Source organism: Escherichia sp. E1130, assembly GCF_005781065.1.
Taxonomy (GTDB): domain Bacteria; phylum Pseudomonadota; class Gammaproteobacteria; order Enterobacterales; family Enterobacteriaceae; genus Escherichia.
In genome coordinates this window covers 47,962-66,718 of the sequence record NZ_VATL01000037.1, presented here as the reverse complement: position 1 = coordinate 66,718, position 18,757 = coordinate 47,962, and the positions used below count along the sequence as shown (strand labels likewise).

The following is an 18,757-nucleotide window of genomic DNA, read 5'->3' as shown; positions in this document are numbered from 1 at the left end:
CACTGGATGCTTTGCCTGCCGTGAACCCTGACAGTAAAGCTGGGAGTGCTTCCCAGTCAGCCTGTGATATGACGTTAGCGTTAGGATCAAGCGCAAATGCTTTAAAGTTATTTGTTGCCATCAGAGTAATACCCCCCAAGCGCCGGTATCAAAACCGCCGATATATTCGTTATCCATATCAAACCCAAAGAATTTATTTCCCTCGGAAGGTGTTTCAACCGAAGGTGTTTCAACATCACCGGCCCATACGCCAGCGGCTTTAACGGTCAGATAGCCCTGTTTGATAGCGGCGATCAGTTCAAGAGACACATCTGAAATATCAGTCTCAGGGAATACCCAGACCGAAATCGTCATGTCCTGGTTATCGACGATTTGCATTTTCAGGCCAGAGCCTGCTGTCGCAGCGTCCAGAATGGGCGGCAGCGAGTCGTTCCGCCCGTCCCAGTTGTTGATAGCGATCTTCGCTTTCAGAATGATGCGGTAGGTTGCATCGCTCAGTGTGGTGTAGCCTGAATCCGGGTCATACGGGCCTTGCCATACGCCCTGGTCATATCCGAGCCCGTCAGCATCCCAGCAGAAATAAACGCCACTTATCGGCTGGCTGACAATGCGACTACGTCCGATCCAGAGTCCGAGCGTATCGAGCTGCACACCGACTGCCGTATCGATATCGAAGGCAGAGATAAAGCCGCCCATGCTTTTGGAAATATCGATAAGCGGCCGGGTACTCAGGTCAACGTGATCGAAGAATTTGGGCTTGGTCGCGTGGTAGTTGGTGATCCTGTCCGTGTATTTGCTCATGAGGTCACCGTGAGAGCGATATTTTCGGGATTACAGGACGCTGATTCGTTGTAGGCAATAACGATATTTGCCGCCGCTACCGAACCGGAAGACTTTCCGATCAGCAGTTCGGTGATGTCGTAATAGCGAGCATTACCGCCGCTCACCACCCCGAGGTTCGCCGGGGAGTAAATACGGCTCAACAACACCGAATCACCGATCGTCAGCCCGTTGATGTAGTCCGCCACAGCCTGCTGAATTTGCGTACCGATTTGCGAGGTGTAGCCGGTGAATGCTTTCAGCGTGATATGCCCATAAATTGGGACATCAGTCGACCGCGAAAAGCTGATTACATGCGGATTGCCGTAGGTATCAGGCACCGTGACAGAGGTTGTCCCGTAGGTCGCGGTTCCCTGCCCCTTGTTGCCCCTGATGGTCTGGGCAATATCGGTGACATCGCCGCCGTCAATGATGGCAGAAATAGAGTGAGGCGGCAGCCCGTTGCTGTCGGTCGCGCCAGTGTCATTCTCATAGAGCTTGTGACGTGTCACGCCAGCAACGTTAGCTATCGCACCGTCGACACCTTCAAACGGTGTGATAGATGGTAGCGCGACGCTCTGCCCCTGCCGGATGCGCAGCTCCGCATCAGTCTCCGCAGGTTCGCCGACCGTAGCGGCCGCCGGGTTAGTTACTGATGTCCAGCCGCGGGTCGGCGTATTAATGGTGGTGATTGTTCCGGCCAGCGCCGCCACCGCGCCACTACTTGAGCAGGTAGCGGTAATTAGCACAGTGCCATCTACGCCGATTGAAACAGCGGCCGGAAGGTTCCAGATCACATTATTGCTATCCTTAACCGCTCCGTTCGTGATGGTCGTCCCCGCGGTACCGACCAGCAGTAAATCAACGGTTGAGTTTGTCGCACCTTTGCGCGCGATACCGTTAATTTTCACGTTGCTGGTTAGCGCACTGCGCATGGCTGTAGCTGGTGAAAAGCTGTTATAAACAGTAATGGCGGTATTGTTAGCATCGTGGATTGACAAAGCCATAAGAGATACCACCTGACCGTCCTTACTATCCGGGTCGATGTACACGTCAGCACCGTAAATCTGCTGAAAAAAGCTCGTCAGGGTATCAAGTATCGTCTGGTAATCAGGCGCACTTATCCCCTCAGCGGTTATCGTTGCCGATAAGCCGAGTGTGTCCAAATTGAGGGCCATTTATGCCTCGCTGGTTACTGTCGTTGTTCCGTAGATGGTGTCGACCGAAGCAGTGAACTCAACGCGGCGCGTCGTGGTGTTCACTGTCGTATTGAAAGAAAGGATGGACTTCACGCCACGCGTTTCGAGAATGCGCTGGCGGATCGCCAGATTATAGGTTTCCGGCTTCTGCTTGCCGAGTACGGACTGGATCCACGGCGTGCCAGTTGTGGTATCGAGGAACCATTCCCCATACCACAATTCGAACCGCGTTTTTATCGCCTGCGCCACGGCTTCTGGTGAGTTAATCAGCCAGGTATCATCGCCGCTGCCGAAGGTGTAATCGCCATCGGCGTCTTCACGTCTGTATCGCATCAGTTAGGTTTCCCAGTATTTCCGCTGCCGGTCTGCACTCCACCGTGGGTGTGATTGTCATCAATAGACTTACCGTTGGCTTTAACCGTGCCGATGAACTCAACCGCGCCGGTAATTTTCGACGCAACGCCAGAGACTACAGAACCAACCATCCCGGCCATCCACGTCAGCAAACCGTGAATAGTCACTTTCTCCGAGAAATCGGCCAGAGGGGTAACAACCTCCAGCCCACCAGGCGCGACAATTTTTATTTTCTGCGTGGTAGGGTTGAGCTCGAAATACGTGCTGCCGTCATCGCTCCGCAGCTGCGTGGCACCGGTGCTGATACCGCTAATTTTCTGCGCCTGCGACTGCGGGCCAACGATGCAGAACGCATCTGATAAATCATGCACCCTGTCGTCAACTGGCTCCTGCACGCCGCCGCTCTGCCACCAGAAATCGATACAGCGGTCGGCAAATATCACCAGGCATTCATCGCCGGCTTTCACCGGGAACGTCAGCGTGCAGCCGCCGCCGCGCGGAAAAACCACCGGCACATCCACCAGCAGCGGGTAATTTTTGGTTGAGCGCTTGCCGTCGTTGTCGGTTTCAACCGATCGGATAGCTGGCTGCACAACTGCCGTCACCGCCCCGGGGTCGAATGACTGAACGATGCCGGGCAAAGCGACGCGGATCTGGTTTTTCGTTGTCTCTCGTTCGGACTGGAACGTTTCGGCGAGATCTCCGCTTCGGGTCTGGTCAGATACTGCCATTTGGTAGGCTCCAGAAAGCAAAAAACCCGCCGGATGGCGGGTTCAATATAATTAAATATTTCAGTTTATAAGTCCGATCTTATCAGCGCTTCGAGAATTAACTACATCTCCAGAAGTCCCACAAGGCACGGCGACAGTTAGCATTTCAACGTATCCCCGATTACTCTGCTTTTGGCATAAAGTAGCGTGCATCCTCGCTAAACGCGCAGCGGAACCGAAATCGATTTTGGTTCTGTAAGTTGAATCTCGTAGAGCTGCTTTTTTTGCAATTCCACTAATATTTTTATCTTTAATTACAGATGCAAACAAATTCAGTTCATTGCCGATCTGATTAAAACAAGCTCGATTAACGTCGACATCGGCGTAAGCTGAGATTCGCTTACAATCAGAGATCTGCGAAAGAATAGAAGAGTTAACCAACTGTAAACTTAATTTATAATCACCAACATAGGTATAAACTTTCTTTGGGTCAGTAGTCCCCGGATAACGAGTTACAAATGGAATGCTGTTGTAAGCATCTCGCAATGGTTCCGCGCCTTCACTTGTTAGTTCATTACCAACACCAGCAACGCCAACTTCTGGATGTGAAACTTCAAATTGAGTCTTTTCTTCGCTCTGTGTTTGAAGCCTGCTTCTCTGGCTTTCATCAACTTGCTTATCGTACGCTTGTTTTTCTTCATTTTTTTGGGCTAGCCATTTTTCTTGGGCTTTAGCACCGTTAGGGTCCCAACTACATGAAGTTAAAAAAAGAGAAAATACGATTGTAGTTACCGCAAGTCTGCTCACTATTATGCACCCCGATTCATTGCTGACTGGCTAGGAATATCACTAGCACCTCGAGCAAAGCACATCATGTCCATGTACCACGCCTGGCCCCTTGTGTCGCCAGTGTACATAATCCCGCGCACAATATAAACGCCATCTGTTGCGATGCTGGCAGGCTGCGCCGTGGTGCCGCTGAGCGTGATATTGCCGTCAATATTCTGGTCGGTGATCTGGCCGCCAGCCATCGCGATATCATTGTTCGAAAGCGCGGTGCGGAATACAGAGGCCTGATCCAGTTGAATAAGCCCGTTAACCCTGATGTTCGGGTTTATCAGCGCGCGAACGTTGACACCGTTGCCGATGGTCTGCTGTGGCATGCCTATCAGCCCGGTGGCGCTGTTGAGCACAATCGCATCGTGAACATACTCGTTATTCGCCACCATCTGCCGCTGACCATCGACGAACTGCCAGGTTGCGCCACACTGCGAAGCAACGTTATCCATGAGGTGCCGGGTTATGCCAAACAGCACACGGCCACGCGGGAAAACAGTAGCAGGCATTTCCGGCGTAAGGCCTTCGGTCGCGCCCTTGGCCTCGAAGTCCTTCATCAGCGCGCGGTTGACGTCGCTGACCGTGTAACCAGCTGCCAGCGTCTGCGAGGTGATGCTGGTGGCAAACGCCAGATCCGTATCCGCCGCCTGAATCAGGACGTAAGAATCAATGGGATTGTCCTTGCCGGTCACCGAATAGCGAATTTCTCCGCTGAAGATTAGCCCGTAGTTGCGACCATCACTCTGGCCCACGTCTGAGGAGTCAACTTCCCGTGCCGTTCCGACGCTGCTGGCCGATACCTCTGGCGCGATGCCGTCATAGCCCGCAATCAGCCGAACCTTAGAAAACTCCTGCCCGGTGATGCGGTTCACCGTATCAGCCGACAGGTTGTAAATTTTGAACGTTCCCACGCGTGACGCGCTGCTGATGTTGAACCAGTCGATCGTAAAGGTCACTTTAAAATCGCTCAGTTCTATGCCCTGGCCGTTCTCGTCCACGAGCTGCAGCTCAAAATGCCGCATCCAGTTCTGTGACATGCTTACTCCGTTAATACCAGTAAATGACTGCGGCTACCCAGGTCGGTTTTCGTCGGATAATCCTGTGTGCTGTCGTCGCAGACCACCGCCAGCTTAAAGCCCAGCCTCATATAGGCATACTGCGCCAGTAGGTCAGCACCGGTGACAAGGGGGATGCCGGATATAATCGGCTCCCCTCTGTCGTTCTGCAGGTCCATAATCCAGTACAAATCGCGCCAGTTGATGCTGATCCGCCAGGTAGCTCCTGCGATATTTATGCTGAATTGCTGGTTATCCGCCGTCAGCGGTATTTCCTGAATCGCCATTAGCCCAGCCCCAGAAGAGAGGAAACATTACCGCTCAGACTCTGGAGCAGCGACTTGTTTGGCGGCTTCGTCGTTTTAGTGCCGGTATTCAGCACCGCCGACGTGCTTACGCCGTCTTTCATGTCCGTTTTGTCTGCCACGCTAATTTGTTGCGTCTGGGATATGAGGACTTCACGCAGAGTGAGAACGGCGGATAGGACATTTTCGGTCGTCTTATCCGTCGTCACCTCCAGCGCACGAATCAGCATGTTGCTGTACAGCCGTTTGCCGGTCACCACATCGAAGGGAATACGGCTGGCCTGCAGGTTCAGTATTTCCTGATATGTCTCCTGCGGGCTCAGGCCGAGCAGCCCGGTAGCGGTCAGGCTACTGGCAAAATCCAACAACGAACCACCACCAGCAAAGCCAACCTCCATCGTTACTTCAGATGGTTTTTTATAGGCGTGATCTGCAACTGCGGCCCCGACTTCCACAGGGTGCTCTGTGATTTCCAGCGTATCGCTGTGCTTCTCGGAAACAACGACGCTCGGTACGATCATCCCGATTTTCCGGGTTTGCTGGTGAAACAGCGTAGAGAGAATATCCATTATCCCACCTTCGTCTGATTGCCACGCATCACCTGGGCGTTTGATGACTGCTGCCGGCGTTCGACTTCATTACCGACCGCCCGGGCATCGCCGCCGCCGTAGATGTGATACGTGTTCTGCTGGTTCACTTCTGCCGCTCTGCCATACCCCGGCATGTTGCTCATCACTTTGGGGATGTAGTTGCGGGTTTCCTGAGGCATGAGGGCCATCCCGTGCTTTTGCACATTCCCGATCCCCCAGTTGTAGGACGCTAACGCCTTACTCAGGTCGCCACCGTTCGCCTGCAGTAACTGAGCCAGATATTTCGCAGCAGCCTGGGCTGATTTCTCTGGGTCGAAAACATCATTACCGCGAAGCCCCATGTCGCGAGCAGTGCCATCCATGAACTGAAACAGCCCCTTTGCACCAGCGCCAGATGTTGCGAACTGATTACCGCCAGATTCTGTAATGGCAACGCTTTTCAGCAGCCCAGCGGGAAGTTGATAAGCTGCCTCCAGCCTGTTGAGCATAGGTCCCATCCAGTCAAGGAGCACCTTACCCTGAGCGGACGCACGCGGACGTTTTACTGACTGGGCGTGCTGATCCGGTTCATCATCGCCAAACCATCCCCGGATGGTCCGACCAACACTGCGCGGATCAAAGCCCAGATTTTCCTTAACCCAGTCCGCGCTTCTGTTGGCGCTATCCTCTACCATCGGAGTGGCGCTCGGCTGTCCGCTGCCCTGGCTGAGTAACTGCTTGCCAATGCTGGCAGCCTGCGCCCAGTTCCCATCTTTGATGGCATTCAGCAGGTCGGCGATCATGTTCAGCATCTTGCCGAACTCGCCCATTTGCGAAATAAAGTTGTCGAAGTCCCATTTCAGGGACCACGATTTCGGGTCTATGCCGAGCAACTTCGCCAGCGCATGTGTCAGGTCCTTGACGGTCTTTTGCAGGTCGCCGATCATCTTGATGGCCTGGTCGACTTCTGGCTTCCATTTCTGCCAGTCAATCAGGCTCTGACCACCTTCCTTCCACGTTTTGTAATCTTCCCACAGCAGCGCTATCCCGGCGGCCAGCGCCGTAATTAAGCCAATTGGGGACATCCAGAACGTGCTGTTCAGAATGCGCAGCGCTATAGTCAGCGCGCCGAATAAAGCGATCATCTCACGCGTCTGTTTATCGAGCGACTTCCACCAGGTAAGAAGATCAGACGTCCCCTCAATCAACCGGAAGAACAGCCGCCCGATAATATCCCCGAGCGCCAGAATTCCCTTAATGGCTTTCGTCAGCGTCTGCTCGATGCGCGGGAAGTTGTCCAGGATATGGCGGCGCAGCGTGTCCAGGGAACCAGCCAGCCCACCAGCAAGATTAGAGCCGATTTTATCCCGGGCCATGCCCGCCATCTCGCCGAAGGAACGCAGCGAGGTCATGAATTTATTCGAGCTGACGGCGGCCTGATCGGCGTTGAATCCGATCGCCTTCGCCATTGCCGAATACTGGCCGGTGAAGTTACCCACACCGCGACGCATTGCCATCAGGGTATTTTCATCAATGCCCAGCATCTGCGCGTACTGGTTGGCGCGGTAATACGGCATGCTGCTGAGCTTCTGGCCGACACCCGTAAAGATGGCGGACATGTCGCGCATGTTGCCTTTGGCGTCACGGGTCTGAACGCCCAGACGGTTCAGGAAACCTTCCGCGCCCGGGTTGTTGCGTACGAATCGTGCCAGGCTTTCCAGAGAGCCACGCGCTGCGTCAGCGCTACCGCCGACCTGCGCAACGGCATAACTAATCGACTTGATGCCCTGCACCGTCGCGCCGGTGCGCTGCGATGCCCAGTAGAGGTTATCCAGACCAGAGGCAATCTTCGCGGTATAGGCCACAACGGACAGCGCCGCACCCTCGACCGCCAGCCCCATCTTGATTGCGTTCGCTGTTACGCCGCCGAGAACGGCGTTAAATTTCCGCGCCCCGGCCTCGTCAACGCTGAAGCCCAGAGAGACAAGAAACTCTTTAATCGTCTCAGCGTTCATTGTCCTCTCTCCATTTATCGATACGGCGCTGGTTATCGGCCTTAACGGCCAGGTGGTCATTCATAAGCGCGATATCGCACAGATCGACGGATCCATCCTTCAGCGCATTGAAAGGGATTAACCCGGCATCAACCGGGTCAAGGAGATACGACAGCCCGTCAGGCAGGCTGTTAAGCCTCAGGCTTGGGGCTGGGCCGCCGTCTCGCTGATAGGGAGTTCTGGCAAAAAATTTCCCAGCGAATCGGCGACCACCCGCGCCACCAGCTGCAGCATGGTAAAGAGGTCGATATCATCGAAGGCGAGAACGCCCTGACTGAACACCGGCGTCCAGCCGTTCATGTGCTTACGCGCCACCACGGCCAGACAGGGGTGAATAATCGCGTTGGTGTCTTCTTCGCTGAGCGCGGAAAGCTCCTCGGCGATGCGCGGCAGCGCTCTTTCAAAAACAGGCCCCATTTGACCGAGGTCCACATTTTCGAGATTGCCCAGCCGGACATTGCCAGGCAACAGCGCCCGAATGCTGCCGAAATCAGCCATCATCCCGGCCAGCACCGGCAGCAATTTACGGGTGACCTTCAACTGGTCGAAAACGCTAAGTTTTGCCAGGCGATAATCCTGGCCTTTGATAGTAAATTCCATTCGTTAAAACTCCCCGAGAACCTGGTCGATTTTGCCGCAGTCAAACACCCACGCCATCGTGTTACCGTCTTTAGCGTTGGCGTTATCCGGCTGTTTCTGGAATGCCACGCTGCGCGCCGTCGTAATATCGCCGCTCACCGAGTTACGGATCACAATGACGTTATTCCCCCAGGTCGCTGAAGACATGCTTTGCGCGTTGTAGGCCAGTGACAGCTTTTTATTCGTCGGTGACGTTTTCAGCAGGTTGACGGTGATCGTCCCGGATTTATCTGCATGCAGGCTTTGCATGGGTTCGCCGTCGGCACCAATGGTCATGGTGTTCTTTGGCCCGCTCATCGCAACGGTGATCCCTTCCTCAGAGTTAGCCGAGCCGTAGCCCAGCTCAATTTTCCCGGTCGGGCCAGTCAGCGATGCAGACACATCCATAAAAGAGTAAGTAGCCATTATCGCTCCTTAGCGTACGACTGTGATTGCTACAGAGCCGTAGTGAACGGCACCGGCCAATTTTGCGGCCACCTGAATTGGCACACCTTTACGCGCTTCACGGTCCGCCTGCAGCTGGTCATCCACGCGCGGCGCGTAGATGTAATAGCCTTTGGTCAGGGTGTCGCCGGTATTCAGCTGCCCAATCGGGCCGCCCGTCCATTTGCCCGGTGCAAACAGCCCGTTGTTGACCGCCTGATCCAGCACCAGCTCAATGTTCGCGATACGGGTTGTGGTACCGGCATCGGTCTGCGGGATTTTGGTCGTGCTGGTGTAGAGGGTGTTGTAGTCCGCCGTCTGGACGGTGTTCTGCAACCAGTCGAGACCGTGGCGCTCGTCGAAGAAGTCGCCGTTCGCCATGACCCCCTGCTCCAGAATGGCGGTGTCGTTCTCGTAGTACACGTACACGTTGCAGTTCTTCGCCTCCAGCGCATTGGCCTGAGAAGTACCGATCGTTTCGTACGTGACGCCGGGCTCCTGCTTGAACTTCAGGGTAATGGTGGTATTGCTGCCGTTGAAGTCCACAGTGAAGGCGCGGGCGAACGCAGAAAGCGCTGCGTAGCGGCTGGTGGAAGAATACTGAATGAACGTTCGGCTATACTTCGCCGCTTTCAGCTTCGACGCGAGATCAGTATCGTCAGACGAGCTGAGAATACTTTCTTCAGCGGTGGTAATCGCAAAGATGCGTGACACTGTGGCAGCTTCAATCGCTGCGCTGATCGGGATGATGTCGGCATCGTCCGGATAATCAACCTCAGGTACTGCGAGATGCAGACCATACCAGGAGTTGTAATCCATCAGCGCGTTAACAGCTTCCAGCAGCGTTTCGGTGGTGCCGGACTCGGCAGAGGCCAGGGAATCAACCCAGCGACCAACATAAACCAGCGTGGGCTGGGGTTGCTGAGAGAACCAGATAATAGCGGCCTTGTACTCTTCACTGTCGATCCCGAAATCATCGCCAATATCATCCGGCGCGGAATAGGCACGCAGGCGTTCGCTCACAGGGATCACGGTTGAGTTACCCAGGATAAGCATCGAGCCGAAGTTACGCCCTTGCGCAGCTTTGGCCGAGAGCGTCACGGTAGTATTCGCGACGCGATTTAACGGCAAACCTTTCGCCATGATTAATCTCCGGTGGAAATCGTGACGTTGCCGTCAACGATGGATTTAATGTTGTAAGTACGCACCACTTTGCGGCGAAGCTGCACGTGCAGGTCGTAACGGCGAACCCACTGGTTATTGATGAGTTCAGGGAAGGGGGTAATATCGCTATAGCTGCCAAGAGACAGACCCAGCCGGTTCAGTTCAGCGTTGTTTTGCTCAATCGTGATACCGTCGCGAAAAACAGCGGCGTACTGCATCCCCGCCGGACCGTAAAAGGACGCCATCGCAACGAAGGATTCATGCCGCCACAGCTCTGCGTTTTCATCGGTCTGCCGGGTTGATGCTGGGGTGTTATAACTGGGCCACTCGACAATACCGAATGCGCACCAATTCACGTCGACTGGCATCAATGGTGGCTGGTCCGGCTGCCAGCGCGGGCGGACTGAGCTATCTGGCAGCCCTGAAACAGCCCGCATCCATCGACTAAGCAACCGGTCGAGATCAGTGTCGTACGCAGGACTATCGCTTACTGGTGTCAGCCATCCAGCTTCATTGCTGCTGTTATTGCTCAACTGGAATTCCTCCATCGAACGGCAGCAGCTCGCAGTGCGCCTGTATAAAACCAGCACCATAGGCAGTGTAAGGATCAGCGAATGTCACGCGATAATCCCGGCTCTGATAGGTCACGATATCGGCGTCACGACCAGTCTGCCCCTGCGTCAGGCGTTCGGTGGTGACCACGAGAATCGCCCCACTGATAACCTGCCCGGATTGCATTCGTCGGTTCTCAAGCGATCGGTCTACGGTGACAACACCAGAAAACTGCGTCTTGACCAACTCGTCTGTACCGATGCCGTCCGCATCGATGGTCTGCTGTCGACGAGTCACCCAAAGATTGGTATCGCAGAAATCGGGGTCGAACAGGACGTCCGTTACGTCAAGATCCGGCATTTTTGTCCCTCACAACGTAAGTAATCGCCCGCACATACTGGCCGGTATCAACCAGTGGTTTCGCGCCATCGGTGCCGGGTAAATCCCCCGCAGCGCGTCTCGCCATTTCGGCTTTTGCTCCCTTACGCCCACGACGCGCTCGCGCTTCAACGGTCGAGTCCGCAAGAGGAACAAAGTCAGCAGCATTAATGAAAGCCCGAACACCGTTAACGGCGAGCTGACCCGCGCGCTCAAGCGACTGCTCCGCAGATGACTCATTGCCGTCAAAGGCCGCCAAAGCGGCATCCTTAAGCTGTGGCACCGTCTGTGATTCAGCAGATTTCACACCCGGCTGGAGATGGGGGCGTGCAGGGATGTTCTGCGCTGGTGAGCCGTATTCGTTGAGGTAACCAATTCCGGCATTGCCAAACGGCACATCCTCGCGCTCGCTATCTTCGGCAGGAATGCCAATCAGCACCTCTTTACTGGTAAGTGCTTTGAGAGAGTCGAGGATGGCCTGAGCATTATCAGTAGTGATTTTCACGCCGCTTTTCATAGCTGGCGACCGCCAGCGCCGAACATAGTAGCTATCTGGTAAAACTCTGCGCCGTAGCGAGTGTTGTTCCAGAAACCTGCATCAGGATTCAGCGTCATGCTGTTGTCATAGCTGACACTGACTTTATCAACAGATTTAGAGGACTGGACGCCACTGGCATTACCGCCAGAGCCACCGGCCGCCGCAGAACGCTGGTCCTGCGCAAACAACGTCATGTAATGAGCGACATAAAGCTCGACAATGTAGGGATACATAGTCGGGCCATAGAGGCTTTCATTTAGCATGACGTCGGCCAGATTCAGCCGAAACTGGATCTGAGCATCAGGATATTTGGTGGTATCAGCGAACTGCGGGAAGTCGGTGCGAAATTTACTTACGGTTGGCAGGTCCGGATTTTTCGGCATTTTTATCCCCTTCGCCGCCAATAAGCGACGCCGCGAGCTGCGTATTCAGGTCTTCAATCTGCTTATTCAGAGCATCAATCGTGTCCTGATTCGCTTTAAGTTGCTCATCGCGCTGAGCGAGTGCATCTTTTAGCTTCTGCAGTTCGTCGCCATCGTCAGTATTCGAACGGTCCGCCAACTCTGCATGAGCCAGGGTAAACCAGTGCCCGGCATGCTCTTCTGGCACGTCATGGAGACCTTTGGTGTATTCGGTCGCCGTACCGTCTGCCAGCGTCAACTTGAAAGGGGTGTGAACGAGGATCGAAACCAGTTTTTCTTTTGCCATTTGGAAAGTCCTTCAGGCCCCATAAAGGGGCCATGCTGGTTATCAGATACCGTCCACGTAGGACAGCGTTTCTTTGTACACAGGCTCGATTGCACCCAGCTTGCCGTAGTAGGTGACAATCTGATACAGACCACGATACTGCACCGGCACGCTCTGCAGCGGCACCAGCGGATAGCGGACGTACTTCTTGTCGTTGGTGTAAGCAACCATGCGATCTTTACCGCCGACACCTCGGCCTTTCAGCCACTTAACCGCGCGGATGTTCAGTGGAACACCGTTCTGGTGGTAGCTGATGGTGTTAGTCTGGAGGTAGGTCAGTAAAGACTGATTACCCGCTGAAGACACGATGATGCTGGACAGCAGAGCAAACTGCTCTGGCGGGATCAGCAAATCGCGCGGCACAACTGAATAGCCAGAAGCAGCCCAGGCATCCGAAAGCACAGTGTTAATACTGGCGCGGATTTCATCCGGCGTGGACAGCGCCCACGTTTTGGCCGCATTGTTAACTGGAATGCTAGTCAGCGTTGCCAGCCCTTTCAGGTTCAGAGAGGGATCACCGATGTAAACTTGCTCGTCGTTATCCATCTGCCATTTGAGCTGCATACCGTCGTATTTCTGTGTATCGATCGGACGACCAACCTGCTCTGCGGCTTTCAGCTCGATAACAGTCCAGCCTAATTCCATACCCCAGAGGTTCAGCGGATTGCCGTCTTTACCAATATCGACGTTCACGCCAGCAATGGCGGTAGATACTTTGCCAACCCAGTTTTTGCCATTCGGGTTAGCGCCGGTACCTGCTGCACCAAATTTGGTATTAGTCCAGCTGGAGATATCGTCAGCGATGGAAACGTCTTCGCGCAGCTGAATATCGCGCGTCCAGGTGTACCCCACCAGCGGCAGGTTCAGCGTCTGATCCAGACGCTCCAGCTCGCCGACAAGAAACGCACCAGAGCCGTCTACCGTCGCCTGGTCAAAAGTAATCATTGACATGTTTTGTATTCCTTAAATCTTCCAGGAGATTTCAGCGTTGCCATCAGCATCGCCAGCACCGGTGAACGCAGCATTCGGAAGAGCAACTGTCTTTCCGGCGGTGTTCGTTGCAGAGAAGCCGCCAAGCGGCACATCAATGGTGGAATCGACAGAGACCACAACGTATACCACAGCACCTTTTTTGATGGTGGAGGCATCGTTGCCCAGGTTGACGGTCATGTAGCCACGCTTCAGCACATCACCCGGGAAGTTCTTGTCGGAGCCCACCTGGCGGACCATGTCCGGCGTGGAGGTCGTTGGGTACGGGCGTACATAAATGCCAGTCACTTTGTCGGCGGTATCACCGTCTTCAAGCGGAACAAAATAACCATCAGCGTCGTATTTCCCCGCCAGGCCATAAGCCGTAAAGGCGTCGGCGGATTTGAGGATGACCGGCTCGGTGGTCAGATCCTGAGGACGAGAGATCGCCCCGGCGATGCCTACAGGCATCCGGTACAGATATGCAGTCATCGTGAATTACCCTTTTTTAGCCCAGAAGTCAGCGTTAACTTTATTCAGGTCAGAAATGTTTGGAGTGGTGATAGAAGAGCGGGAAGCATCGCCCGTTGTAGTGCGCGTATTGCGGCCTTTTGCCAGTTCAGAAACCGCATTGAAAGCCATTTCAACTGACTGTTTTGGCAGTTTGCGAATATCCGCATCCCCGACCACCTGGCGAACCAGCTTCTTGTCGGCGGTGGACAGAACTTCGCGTTTGAACGCTGTAGGCTTCATCTTACGGCTCAGGTCGACGCCAGGCAGAATAACTTCGGCGCGGTACGCTGAGTCACCAGTAATCACGGCTTCCTCTTCGTCGTCTTCACCGTCGGTGGTAGGGTCTTTTTTACCATCCGGATTATCGTTGTCGCCTGTAGGGCCTGCGCTCAGTTTCGCCAGTAGCGCTTTCAGCAGCGTAACGACATCATCGTCACCATCGGCAGTTTTACCGCCACCCATTTCAGGATCTTTATCCGGGAGCGGGTGCTGCGGTGACAGATTAATATTGAGGTTCACGCCCTGCGGCAAATCCCCCTCATCCCCCGTAACCGATGCGGGAGCCGACTCCACCAGTTCATTCATGGTGTCGGCATCCCCGGTTTTGATGGCAGCGCGCATGCGTGTCCACCAGCTTTTCTTTTGATTTGCCATTGTGTCTCTGTCTCCAATTGCACAACGATTTCCGGCTCTGCCTTTGGGGACAAGAGCCACATGGTTACCTGTAATTTCTACCTGCTCAGCTTTACCTGGCTCAGTTTGTTCGTACTCAGCGTCGTAACCACACGACACCTGCCGGAGGCCGTCTTCGACCATCTGAATGGCGTATTCATCTTTGATAATGATGTCAGCGATCATCAGGTCGGACTGGTCACCGGTTCCACGACGAACGTTCTGCAGGTGACCCACCGCAAGCTCTTTCCAGTTCGCAGGGTTGACCAGTTGTACGTTGCCGTTTTCGTCCTCCGGATGGAGCACGGTGATGCTCATCCCTTCGAAGGAAGCCAGCGTCGCAGGGTCGAAAACATGCTCCGGCGAACGGCTAACGACTATCTCACCAGATGCGTCAGGAATAAGGTTGGGTAGGTCGGCTTCGCCGTAGAGCTGTTTGCCCGTACGTGCGACAGGCACGTCTTTGCAAAGCAAAGAGCCATCCGCCAGGCGGTATCGGGTTTCCCCGAGCCTGGTCTCAAAAAAGTATTTCATGGGTTATGCTGCCCTTTTCATGGCGAATGGAACGCGAGCAAACACGATCTCTTTGTAGCAGCGACAATTCGGTAATTCGCCAGCATGACCGGTCATGCCATCCAGAGTTGGAGGCTTGCCCCACTCAACGAATTTCCCTTCCATCTCGGCATGCGAGTGCCTGACGTCGCCATCGTCCGCGGTGCGCCAGATGTATCCAATTGAGCCAATAGCAACCGCGCGAGACATATCCAGCGCGCCAGTGGCCCTCCCCAGCTCGGTTCGGGCTATCAGGTCGGCGCGCGACTTTGCAACATCACCAGTAGAAGCAATTTCTTTGGCAAACTGCTCAGCCAGGCCGCCGGTCACGACGGCCTCGATCGCTTTGTTCTGGATTTCATACACCCTGTCCGCGGCCTCAAGGGGTAGCGATTTGATGTACTTGACCTGTTCAGCAATGATGGATTGCATCACCTGGCCCACAGGAGCGCTTTCCACCAGATTGCGGAGCTCGCGACTGATGTTCTTGCTGTGCTGCCGCCAAACTTTGTCGTTCTGCCGGGTTAGGTCCGCAGTGAATGACTCCGCCACCTTAGTCGCCCAAGGCGTTATGATTTCGCTATAACGCTCCAGGGCTTCCATGATTTCTGTGACGCTGTCATTTGAACCATCGTAGCGGCCATTTACGATGTCGCCGACCGTCCGCGCTATCTTGCGTAGGCTGGTTCGATATCGGATCTCCGCTTGCCGACTCTGGCTTCGGGTTTTCAAGTTCGCCGAGGCCTGGAGGCGCTTCGTCTTCGGCATTCTCGATATCCTCATCGGTGATTGATGCGCCGATGCCAGTAACATCGGAAGTTTCGCGCAGATCAGTCATTGCGGCTTTAGGTGTCATCAATCCCGCATCCTGCGCGGCGGTGATTGCATTTACCGTATTAACAGCAACAGTTGAACGATCGACATCAGACATCTGCCAGAGAGGATTAAACTCAAACGTAAAATCTTCAGGTAGTGGCTGCTCAAGCTCAGAACGGTAAATTACGTCAAGAATCCTGCGCAACGGCTGCCTCAGGCGGCGTTCCTGAAGTGAGCCCACCCGGTCGTAGTAGTTAGCGAGGTCGGCGTCACCAGTGGAGAACCCCTTCGGTGACTGCCCGAACAGACGCACCAAGGGGATGCCCACTGCGCCGCTGATTTGTTCAGCAAACTGCGCGAGGATGTCATCCAGCCCCGCAAAGCTGTACTGATGGGTTTCGAAGGTGTCAGCGTTATCTTTGAGGGTCATCCCCTCATTGCTCTGAAACTGCCGAATCAGGTCTATTTGCTTCAGCAGAGCGTCGTAGGCCGGGCCGCCGAAGGCAATCAGTTCCCTGAGCTTGTCCACGCCGTAGGTACGCAGGTGAGCTTTATAGACGAGCTGCCCGGCGCCCATAGTCGCGCTGTCAAAAATAGTGAGCCTGTCCCAGATACGCTCCACAACGGACATGCCCCATTCGTTCTCGGTCATCTTCTGCTGAAAAGGCAGCGTGACGCCGTCAAATCGAATCAGGCGGCTGTGATGGATACGCCAGGAGGGGATACCTGTCGCGGTGGTCACCACGTCATAAAATTCAGGTTTACCCAGGTCCGGCCCCATCTCTTTGATGCGGCGGGTCAGTACCGGGTTGATCATCCAGCGGTCCAGCGGCAGGATGCCTTTAAATTTGCCTTTGCCGATGGTCTCCAGCCGGAGCGGTGTCATCGGTGCCTGGCCTTCGATCATGATGAAGCCAACCGCACCGCCGTAGAGACGCGACCACTTCAGCACGTCGTTGAGGGCGTCCCACAGCTGCAGATCGTCAAACTGAGACTCAATAATGCCGCGGTCTTTTGCATCAATTTCAGAGGTGATGCGAATCCCCTTACGGGTCATGTCGTCCGGTATGGCATCAACCGCCTCGCCAACAATCCACGACGAGCGATACGCCCACTCCACCAGCAGCCGGTTGCGGCTGGTAAAGTTCGGTCGATACGTTGACGCTGCATGCTGGTTAGGTGCTTGCATCCCCACCCGGGCGACAAAGTTCTCAATGCTGTCAGCGGTAGCAACTGCTTTCCGCTGGCCGCCTTGCTTTTGTTTCGCCATTACGCCTGTCTCCCGAGTCTTTCCCAGATATTCAGTGCCGCATTCATCGGCGCATAGTTGATCATCACTGAGTCAGCATTGTTCGGCGACTTCGTGCCGTCAGGCTGTTTATCAATAACCATCTTGCCGACGCCATTGATGGAGAACGTCGGCTGCGACAGCTCAGTGACCAGTTTGTCCAGGCAGGAAATACTGCTGGAAAGAGAGATTATTTCGTCGGGGTTGTAGGGTTTGCCCTCTACCACCGCGCGATAAACGTTGCGGAACAGCTTGCGTAAATGCCACCAGCTCTGCGCTTTGGCATTTGCAAAGAAATCCTTGTTCAGGCGAGCCGCCCGGGCGTTGTCTCCCGGTACGGCTTCCCCCTCGGGGTCAAACACCGAACCACTGCCGCGGAACGGCGTGGCGAGAATAGCCGGGCGGCGATTCGCTCTGCGCTGTTCGTTGATAACCCTTGCATCGCCGCGAGCACCAGCCCCCAGGCCATCCTCATCGAACCGCAGTTCTTCGGCTGCAGCCATATCGCAAAGACCAAAGGCCCGCTCAACAGTGGAAAAAATATCGCTGCCCTTGCCAGACCATTCCTGGACATCTTCCAGCAGGAAGCCGTAGCGGGATGAGTAGGAGTTTTTGTCCCGGCCTTCATCGGCGATATCCAGCGCGCCCTGGCGTCGGCCAGTTGGCTTAATGCCAAGCTTGATATGCGCATCGATAGCCGCCTGCACCCACTCGGCGGGGATGAGAACACCTTCAGCAGATGCGGAGTAGTTCAAATCCAGCTCTTGAGCGACAACAACCGGATTGTCGATTTTGTCGCATTCGTTGCGGTACCACTCGTCATCCTTGCGCGGATCGCTGCGCCAGTGGAATGTAAAGACAGGTATTTTGCCGCCGTGGCGTTTCTGGGCGAACGGGTTGCCCATACCGTTGACAGAAGAGAGATCAATACGACAACGGGTGGTTTGGGACAGCGCCGCGTCAATCAGCAACGGGCGCTGCAGGAAGGCTGATTCATCCACAAAGTAGAGTGTGGAACGGTCACCACGGCCAATGTTATCGCCAGCTTCGCCTTTGATAATGGCCCCAGTACCCGGGAACTCCACCTGCATAAAACGTGAATCTTTCTTCTCATTCCAGCCACCGCGAAACTCAGCTGGCAGCGTTTCAATGAATTTTCTCGCTTTCCAGAAAAGCGCTTTAGGATCAGCGGTACTGTCGACGTATTCTTCTTTACGGGAGCCGAAACCAATCACCATCTCTTTATTGAAAAGGCAGAGAGCGCAGGACATCCCGATCGCCGTCCAGCTAAGGCCCATTTCGCGGGATTTCTCGGTGATCCCGTTCTCGCGATTACCCCAGCGGTCCATAATCCAGTGGATCCACTCTTCCTGTTTTGGGAAGAGCAAAAACGGGATAGTCACCGGCAAGCCGTAGTCGAGGTTACGCGGGTCAGTTGTCATCCCCCAGTCAATGATGAACTGGCCGGGGTTATTGCGGTAGTACGTCTTCAGGGTCGCCAGCATGGCAGGGTCTTTGCGGATCCTCTCCAGCCGCTCCATTCGCCATTCGAAAACCTGCACGTAATCAGGCTTTTTGAAATCAAAAGGAAACGGTAAAGGCAT

At 54.7% G+C, this 18,757-nt stretch carries 24 protein-coding genes and 1 pseudogene; all 25 read right to left on the bottom strand.

The genetic code is table 11. The annotated features are described in order from the left end of the window. Positions 1 to 121: pseudogene (locus FEK66_RS23880) on the bottom strand (phage tail protein); the annotation flags it as partial. Next, positions 121 to 801, bottom strand: a complete 681-nt coding sequence (locus FEK66_RS23875; protein WP_135494869.1) for a DUF2612 domain-containing protein — start codon at positions 799 to 801, stop codon at positions 121 to 123. The gene FEK66_RS23875 and the pseudogene FEK66_RS23880, both read right to left, overlap by 1 nt. Continuing rightward, positions 798 to 1,997 (bottom strand): baseplate J/gp47 family protein, encoded by a 1,200-nt coding sequence (locus tag FEK66_RS23870; RefSeq protein WP_135494871.1) that lies wholly within the window; start codon positions 1,995 to 1,997, stop codon positions 798 to 800. Before FEK66_RS23870 ends, FEK66_RS23875 begins: the two co-directional genes overlap by 4 nt. Next, the gene (locus tag FEK66_RS23865; protein ID WP_135494873.1) at positions 1,998 to 2,351 is read right to left on the bottom strand and encodes a hypothetical protein; all 354 of its coding nucleotides are present in this window, start codon (positions 2,349 to 2,351) and stop codon (positions 1,998 to 2,000) included. Further along, entirely contained in the window at positions 2,351 to 3,103 is a 753-nt protein-coding gene (locus tag FEK66_RS23860; RefSeq protein ID WP_135494875.1) for a Gp138 family membrane-puncturing spike protein, read from the bottom strand. Before FEK66_RS23860 ends, FEK66_RS23865 begins: the two co-directional genes overlap by 1 nt. 60 nt (positions 3,104 to 3,163) lie before the next feature. After that, positions 3,164 to 3,889, bottom strand: a complete 726-nt coding sequence (locus FEK66_RS23855) for a hypothetical protein (RefSeq protein WP_135494877.1) — start codon at positions 3,887 to 3,889, stop codon at positions 3,164 to 3,166. A gap of 2 nt (positions 3,890 to 3,891) precedes the next feature. Then, the gene (locus FEK66_RS23850; protein WP_138211622.1) at positions 3,892 to 4,956 is read right to left on the bottom strand and encodes a hypothetical protein; all 1,065 of its coding nucleotides are present in this window, start codon (positions 4,954 to 4,956) and stop codon (positions 3,892 to 3,894) included. A 2-nt stretch (positions 4,957 to 4,958) separates the two neighbouring features. Next, positions 4,959 to 5,261, bottom strand: a complete 303-nt coding sequence (locus FEK66_RS23845) for a hypothetical protein (protein ID WP_135494879.1) — start codon at positions 5,259 to 5,261, stop codon at positions 4,959 to 4,961. Further along, positions 5,261 to 5,848, bottom strand: coding sequence for a phage baseplate protein (locus FEK66_RS23840; protein WP_135494881.1), 588 nt, complete (start codon positions 5,846 to 5,848; stop codon positions 5,261 to 5,263). Before FEK66_RS23840 ends, FEK66_RS23845 begins: the two co-directional genes overlap by 1 nt. Then, positions 5,848 to 7,863, bottom strand: a complete 2,016-nt coding sequence (locus FEK66_RS23835) for a transglycosylase SLT domain-containing protein (protein WP_135494883.1) — start codon at positions 7,861 to 7,863, stop codon at positions 5,848 to 5,850. The genes FEK66_RS23840 and FEK66_RS23835 overlap by 1 nt, the downstream gene beginning before the upstream one ends. Then, complete coding sequence (locus FEK66_RS26115) at positions 7,853 to 8,029, bottom strand: NTP pyrophosphohydrolase (RefSeq protein WP_135494931.1); 177 nt, start codon at positions 8,027 to 8,029, stop codon at positions 7,853 to 7,855. The genes FEK66_RS23835 and FEK66_RS26115 overlap by 11 nt, the downstream gene beginning before the upstream one ends. Before the next feature lie 11 nt (positions 8,030 to 8,040). Further along, positions 8,041 to 8,502 carry a phage tail assembly chaperone gene (locus tag FEK66_RS23825; protein WP_135494885.1) on the bottom strand — a complete coding sequence of 154 codons (462 nt, stop codon included), beginning with the start codon at positions 8,500 to 8,502 and terminating at the stop codon, positions 8,041 to 8,043. A 3-nt stretch (positions 8,503 to 8,505) separates the two neighbouring features. After that, positions 8,506 to 8,946, bottom strand: coding sequence for a DUF3277 family protein (locus FEK66_RS23820; RefSeq protein WP_135494887.1), 441 nt, complete (start codon positions 8,944 to 8,946; stop codon positions 8,506 to 8,508). 9 nt (positions 8,947 to 8,955) lie between these two features. Further along, positions 8,956 to 10,107, bottom strand: coding sequence for a DUF3383 family protein (locus FEK66_RS23815; protein ID WP_135494889.1), 1,152 nt, complete (start codon positions 10,105 to 10,107; stop codon positions 8,956 to 8,958). 2 nt (positions 10,108 to 10,109) lie between these two features. Next, positions 10,110 to 10,676: a hypothetical protein gene (locus FEK66_RS23810; RefSeq protein ID WP_135494891.1), complete on the bottom strand. Its 567-nt coding sequence runs from the start codon at positions 10,674 to 10,676 to the stop codon at positions 10,110 to 10,112. Next, entirely contained in the window at positions 10,651 to 11,040 is a 390-nt protein-coding gene (locus FEK66_RS23805; protein ID WP_135494893.1) for a head-tail adaptor, read from the bottom strand. The genes FEK66_RS23810 and FEK66_RS23805 overlap by 26 nt, the downstream gene beginning before the upstream one ends. Next, positions 11,027 to 11,575, bottom strand: a complete 549-nt coding sequence (locus FEK66_RS23800) for a hypothetical protein (protein WP_135494894.1) — start codon at positions 11,573 to 11,575, stop codon at positions 11,027 to 11,029. The genes FEK66_RS23805 and FEK66_RS23800 overlap by 14 nt, the downstream gene beginning before the upstream one ends. Continuing rightward, entirely contained in the window at positions 11,572 to 11,979 is a 408-nt protein-coding gene (locus tag FEK66_RS23795) for a DUF4054 domain-containing protein (RefSeq protein ID WP_135494895.1), read from the bottom strand. The genes FEK66_RS23800 and FEK66_RS23795 overlap by 4 nt, the downstream gene beginning before the upstream one ends. Continuing rightward, positions 11,945 to 12,304, bottom strand: a complete 360-nt coding sequence (locus FEK66_RS23790) for a hypothetical protein (protein ID WP_135494896.1) — start codon at positions 12,302 to 12,304, stop codon at positions 11,945 to 11,947. The genes FEK66_RS23795 and FEK66_RS23790 overlap by 35 nt, the downstream gene beginning before the upstream one ends. 42 nt (positions 12,305 to 12,346) lie before the next feature. Beyond that, complete coding sequence (locus FEK66_RS23785) at positions 12,347 to 13,288, bottom strand: DUF2184 domain-containing protein (RefSeq protein ID WP_135494932.1); 942 nt, start codon at positions 13,286 to 13,288, stop codon at positions 12,347 to 12,349. A gap of 18 nt (positions 13,289 to 13,306) precedes the next feature. After that, positions 13,307 to 13,804: a hypothetical protein gene (locus FEK66_RS23780; RefSeq protein ID WP_135494897.1), complete on the bottom strand. Its 498-nt coding sequence runs from the start codon at positions 13,802 to 13,804 to the stop codon at positions 13,307 to 13,309. Positions 13,805 to 13,810: 6 nt separating this feature from the next. Further along, positions 13,811 to 15,031 carry a DUF2213 domain-containing protein gene (locus FEK66_RS23775; RefSeq protein WP_135494898.1) on the bottom strand — a complete coding sequence of 407 codons (1,221 nt, stop codon included), beginning with the start codon at positions 15,029 to 15,031 and terminating at the stop codon, positions 13,811 to 13,813. 3 nt (positions 15,032 to 15,034) lie between these two features. Continuing rightward, a complete protein-coding gene (locus FEK66_RS23770; protein WP_240782940.1) occupies positions 15,035 to 15,652 on the bottom strand; it encodes a phage minor head protein in 618 nt (205 codons plus the stop codon). 16 nt (positions 15,653 to 15,668) lie between these two features. After that, entirely contained in the window at positions 15,669 to 17,135 is a 1,467-nt protein-coding gene (locus FEK66_RS23765; RefSeq protein ID WP_135494899.1) for a DUF1073 domain-containing protein, read from the bottom strand. Continuing rightward, positions 17,135 to 18,757 carry a TerL protein gene (locus FEK66_RS23760; protein ID WP_135494900.1) on the bottom strand — a complete coding sequence of 541 codons (1,623 nt, stop codon included), beginning with the start codon at positions 18,755 to 18,757 and terminating at the stop codon, positions 17,135 to 17,137. The genes FEK66_RS23765 and FEK66_RS23760 overlap by 1 nt, the downstream gene beginning before the upstream one ends.